Origin of the sequence: Streptomyces sp. NPDC059874 (genome assembly GCF_042731135.1) — a bacterium.
In the GTDB taxonomy this organism is placed as follows: Bacteria; Actinomycetota; Actinomycetes; order Streptomycetales; family Streptomycetaceae; genus Streptomyces.
Genome location: NZ_JBHWJY010000168.1, coordinates 1 through 4,542 on the forward strand (window position 1 = coordinate 1; position 4,542 = coordinate 4,542).

The window sequence follows — 4,542 nt, forward strand, 5'->3', positions numbered from 1 at the left end:
CCTCGGCCGTGCGGCCCCCGGCCCTCAGCCTACGTGCCGACGCCCAGCCCCGACCCGCGGCCGACCGGGGCTCCCGCTCGGCGGCGGGGGCAGCCGCGGGGGCGGGGCCCCGTACGGCTACCGGGTCGGCGGACTGCGCGCGCCCGGGGGTCCGTACGGCGGCCGGGGTGGCCGGGGGCGGCGCGTCCGGGTCGGGCTCCGCCGCGGCCGCCGGGGTGCCGGCGGCTTCGCCGGGCCCCGCCCCGACCACGGTGGACGCCGGGTCCACGGGTGCGGGCCGGCGGGAGTCCTCCTCGGGATCCGCCAGGACGGCGGCGGCAGGGGTGGTGTCGGTGCTCATACGGTGGCCTCCTCCTTCTCCAGTTGCTGCGCGCGCGCCACCTCGTCGTGGAGCAGGGTCCATATCTCGTGGCGGTAGCGGGCGAACTCCGGGCTGGAGCGCAGGTCCTCGCCCTGGAGTCCGGCGGTGCGGGCCTCGCCGAAGGAGACGGGGACGACCTCCTTGACGCGCCCCGGTCGGGAGGTCATGACGGCCACCTTCTGGCCGAGGTAGACCGCCTCCTCGATGCCGTGCGTGATGAAGACGACCGTCTTGCCCGTGCGCTGCCAGATGCGGCGCAGCTCGTCCTGGAGGGACTCGCGGGTCTGCGCGTCGAGCGCGGCGAACGGCTCGTCCATGAGCAGCACGTCCGGGTCGTACGCCAGTGAGCGGGCGATCGCGACGCGCTGGCGCATGCCTCCGGAGAGCTCGTGCGGGTGTCGGTCCTCGAATCCGGTGAGCCCGACCAGGTCCAGGAACTCCCGTGCCCTCGCGGTTCGTTCGCGACGCGGGACCCCTGTCGCCTCCAGGCCGAATTCGACGTTTCCGAGCGCCGTCCGCCAGGGCAGCAGCGCGTACTGCTGAAAGACGATGCCCCGGTCCAGCCCGGGCCCGGTGACCGGCTTGCCGTCGAGCAGGATGCGGCCGGACGTCGGGCGCGACAGGCCGCCGAGGAGGTCCAGGAGGGTGGACTTGCCGCAGCCGCTGGGGCCCACGACGACGACGAACTCACCCGCCTCGATCTCAAGGTCGATGTTGTCGACGGCGGTGAACTCCTCCTTGTTCTTCCGTCCCTTGGCCGGGAAGCTCTTGGTCACGGCCTCGAACACGATCTTCGCCATGCCGATCAGCCCTTCCCGTAGCCGTTGAACTCGTTGGTGTACAGGTCGGACGGCTTGAGCTGCCCCTTCTTGATCTCGCCGCGATCGCCCAGCCAGTCGAGCCAGAGCTGGAACTCCTTGTCGGCGATCTTGCCGCCCGTCTCGGCGACCCCGTAGGAGCGCCAGTACTGGAGGGCGGCGGTGTCCTCGTTGCGGCCGCGCTTCTTGACGATCTCCGTCATCCTGGCGACGGCCTCCTCGCGCGGGGTGGTGCGGGACCACTCGATGGCCTTGGCGACGCCGGTCGTGAAGATCCGTACGGTGTCCGGGTTCTGCTTGATGAAGCGCTCGGTCATGATGTAGGTGCCCGCGCTGAACGGGCCGAGCAGCTCGACGTCCGTGAACAGCGGGCGGATGCCGCCGCCGGCGACGGCCTTGTCGCGCAGGATCCCGGTGAGCACGCCGACCTCGATCTGCTTCTGGCGCAGCGCCTGTTCGGTGTTGACGGGCGGCACCACGAGGGGCTCGACCTTCTCCGCGTCCGCCTTGGAGAAGTTGTTGCGGCTCAGGTAGAGGTCGAGCAGGGCCTGGTAGTGGGCGCCCAGGGTGTTCATGCCGACCTTCTTGCCGATGAGGTCGCGGGCGGAGCGGATCGGGCTGTCCTCCAGGACGAAATAGCCGGCGTAGGAGTGCTGGTCGGAGCCGTAGGAGGAGATGACGGCCTTGATCGGGGCGTTGCCGGCGGCGAGCTTGATGACCGCTCCGTTGAAGGCGCTGCCGAAGTGGGTCTGGCCGGTGGCGGCGGACTGGATGTCCTGCGGGCCGCTGATGGTGTTGCCGACCCATTCGAGCTTGACGTCCTCGAAGTAGCCGAGGTCCGCGGCGAGTTCGGGGAGGCTGACCGCGCCGACCGACCCCTGGTACTTCAGGGTCTTGATCTGCGAGCCGGAGCCGGAGCCGCCGCCGTTGGCGGTGGCCGTGCCGCAGCTCACCGCGGCCGCCGAGATGCCGAGCAGGGTGAGGAACTGGCGACGGGAGGTGGTGGTCGAGGTGAGGGCTGCGGCCATGACGGTTCCTTGTCGGTACGGGGTTACGGGGTGGTGGTGAGTACGGCGGCGGGGGCGGAGCGCAGGGCGTCGGCGAATTCGTCCACGGCCTGGTAGAGGTCCAGCTCCGCCTCGGGCCGCAGCCGGTCGGGGCCGTCGCCGCGCTCCACGGTGGAGTCGAGGACGAACCGGCCGGCGGTGACGTGCCGGGCGCCGAGGGCGGAGAGCACGGGCCGCAGTGCGTAGTCGATGGTCAGGACGTGGGCGAGGCTGCCGCCGGTGGCCAGCGGCAGGATCGTCTTGCCGGCCAGCCCGTCCTGCGGGAGCAGATCGAGGAAGGCCTTGAGCAGGCCGGTGTACGAGGCCTTGTAGACCGGGGTCGCTATGACCAGGCCGTCGGCCTCGGCGACGGCTTCGAGCGCCCGGCGGATCTCCGGCTCGCCGCGGCGGGCGGAGAGCAGGTCCGCGGCGGGCAGGTCGCGCACGGAGAGGTGCCCGGTCTCGAAGCCGGAGTGGGCCAGGCGGCGCAGCACGTGGTCGGCGACGATGGCGGTACGGGAGTGGGCGGAAGGGCTGCCGGTGATGGCGAGCAGGTTGGGCACGGTGGCTCCTTGCGAGACGGTCAGGCGGCGGTCGAAGCTCCGGAGGCGATCCCGAAGGCCGGGTCCGGGACGGCCTCCGGGCTGATCAGGCGGGACGGGACCCCGTCGGGCCCGACCGGGACGTCCCCGTCCACCGTCACGCGGCGCAGGGTGCGCTCGTGCTCGTCGGAGTCGTCCACGCCGTAGTGCTGGGTGGCGCGGTTGTCCCAGATGGCGACGTCACCGGCCCGCCACTGCCAGCGCACCGTGTTCTCGGGGCTCTCGATGTGGGCCTGGAAGAGGTCCAGGAGGGCGCGCGAGTCGCGTCCGGTGAGGCCGTCGATGCGCTGGACGAAGTTGCCGAGGAGCAGGGTGCGTTCGTCGGTCTCGGGGTGGACGCGGACCACCGGGTGTTCCGTGAGGAACTTGGTCGAGGTGAACACCTCGCGGTACTGCGCCAGCGCCTCGGGCAGCGCGTCGGGCTTGAGTGCGGCGTAGTCGTACTCGTTGGAGTGCAGGGCGCGCAGGCTGTCGGCGAGTACCCGCAGGGGCTCCGGGAGGTTGCTGTAGGCGGTGGCGGTGTTGGCCCAGAGGGTGTTGCCGCCGTACGGGGGGATGGTGACGGCGCGGAGGATGGAGAAGGCGGGGTAGGCGGGGACGAAGGTGACGTCGGTGTGCCACTGGTTGGCGCGGGCGCCGTAGTGGGAGTCGATGCCGAGGGCGTAACGCCCGTCCGCGGAGGGGACGGTGGGGTGCGCGACGGGCGTGCCGAGCAACTGGGCGAAGGCCTCGTGGCCGGCCTCGTCGAGGTGGTCCTGATCGCGGAAGAAGACGACCTTGTGCGCCAGCAGCGCGGCCCGGATCTCGGCGACGGTCACCTCGGACAGGTCGCCGCCGAGCTTGACGCCGCCGATCTCGGCGCCGATGCGGCCGCCGATCTTGGTGACGGTGGTCTGGGTGGTGGCAGTGGTCATGAGAGCTCCCCGGGGGAGGGCTGCGGCATTTATTTCCGCAGCGGAAGAAATAGGGCTACGGGCGACCCGCTGCGCGGCGCGGGCGGAAGAGAAGTGCGACGTCACGCGGCCACGGGTGCGGGTTGCACCAGGGTGGCAGCGGCGGGCGGCTGCGGGCTCAGAGGGCCCGTCAGGCGGCCGAGGTCAGGCCGGACAGCGGCCCGGACACGCGCCCGGCGCGGTACAGGGGCCGGGGGTGTGGAGCCGCGGGACGAGGAGTTCGTTCGCGGACATGTCCCGGAGCGTGTCAGCACCCCCACCCCCGGTCAACCCCCGGCCCGATCCCGGCGCCGACCCCACGGGGCCCCTCGCCCAGCCCCGCTGACCAGTGCTTTCCCAGAATCCGGCAGCCCCACCGCCCTGCCTCCGGCGGCCGAAAACCGTGGCCGGATTTCATGGCCCCGCAACGCGCCCGCCACGCGCCCGGCTCCCGCTGCGCGGAGCCATTCCCCCACCCCGCCCCTTCCCGAAACTTGGGACTCCGCCCCCAGACCCCCGTCGCCAGCTGGCTGGGTGGGCGGCCGCGGCTCAAAGACCGGGGCTCCGCCCCAGACCCCGCGCCTCAAACGCCGGCGAGGCTGGATTTTGCCCGGCCACGCTGGATCTTGCCCGGCCACGCTGGATTTTGCCCGGCCACGACCGAAGTGCGGCGGGCCAAGGGTGCACCCAGGCACGGCGGACAGCCAGGACGGGGACGGGGTGGGGTGTTGTCCGGGACGTAAAACGTGATTTGTGGCGCGGCACCCACCCGCACATACGGGT

At 72.0% G+C, this 4,542-nt stretch carries 4 protein-coding genes and 1 pseudogene; all 5 read right to left on the reverse strand.

Annotated features, from left to right (window positions below; genetic code table 11):
- Positions 1-340 (reverse strand): annotated as a pseudogene (locus ACFV9H_RS41150) (hypothetical protein); the annotation flags it as partial.
- On the reverse strand, positions 337-1,161 hold the full coding sequence (locus ACFV9H_RS41155; protein ID WP_385409090.1) for an ABC transporter ATP-binding protein: 825 nt from the start codon (positions 1,159-1,161) through the stop codon (positions 337-339). The pseudogene ACFV9H_RS41150 and the gene ACFV9H_RS41155, both read right to left, overlap by 4 nt.
- A 5-nt stretch (positions 1,162-1,166) precedes the next feature.
- Positions 1,167-2,207: an ABC transporter substrate-binding protein gene (locus ACFV9H_RS41160; RefSeq protein ID WP_385409092.1), complete on the reverse strand. Its 1,041-nt coding sequence runs from the start codon at positions 2,205-2,207 to the stop codon at positions 1,167-1,169.
- A 23-nt stretch (positions 2,208-2,230) separates the two neighbouring features.
- The gene (gene ssuE, locus ACFV9H_RS41165) at positions 2,231-2,788 is read right to left on the reverse strand and encodes an NADPH-dependent FMN reductase (protein ID WP_385409094.1); all 558 of its coding nucleotides are present in this window, start codon (positions 2,786-2,788) and stop codon (positions 2,231-2,233) included.
- A gap of 20 nt (positions 2,789-2,808) precedes the next feature.
- Positions 2,809-3,741: a TauD/TfdA dioxygenase family protein gene (locus tag ACFV9H_RS41170; protein ID WP_385409095.1), complete on the reverse strand. Its 933-nt coding sequence runs from the start codon at positions 3,739-3,741 to the stop codon at positions 2,809-2,811.
- Positions 3,742-4,542 lie beyond the last annotated feature (801 nt).

Coding starts and splice junctions, on each gene's coding strand:
- ACFV9H_RS41155 (WP_385409090.1), bottom strand. CDS start 1,161: ATGGCGAAGATCGTGTTCGAGGCCGTGACCAAGAGCTTCCCGGCCAAG.
- ACFV9H_RS41160 (WP_385409092.1), bottom strand. CDS start 2,207: ATGGCCGCAGCCCTCACCTCGACCACCACCTCCCGTCGCCAGTTCCTC.
- ACFV9H_RS41170 (WP_385409095.1), bottom strand. CDS start 3,741: ATGACCACTGCCACCACCCAGACCACCGTCACCAAGATCGGCGGCCGC.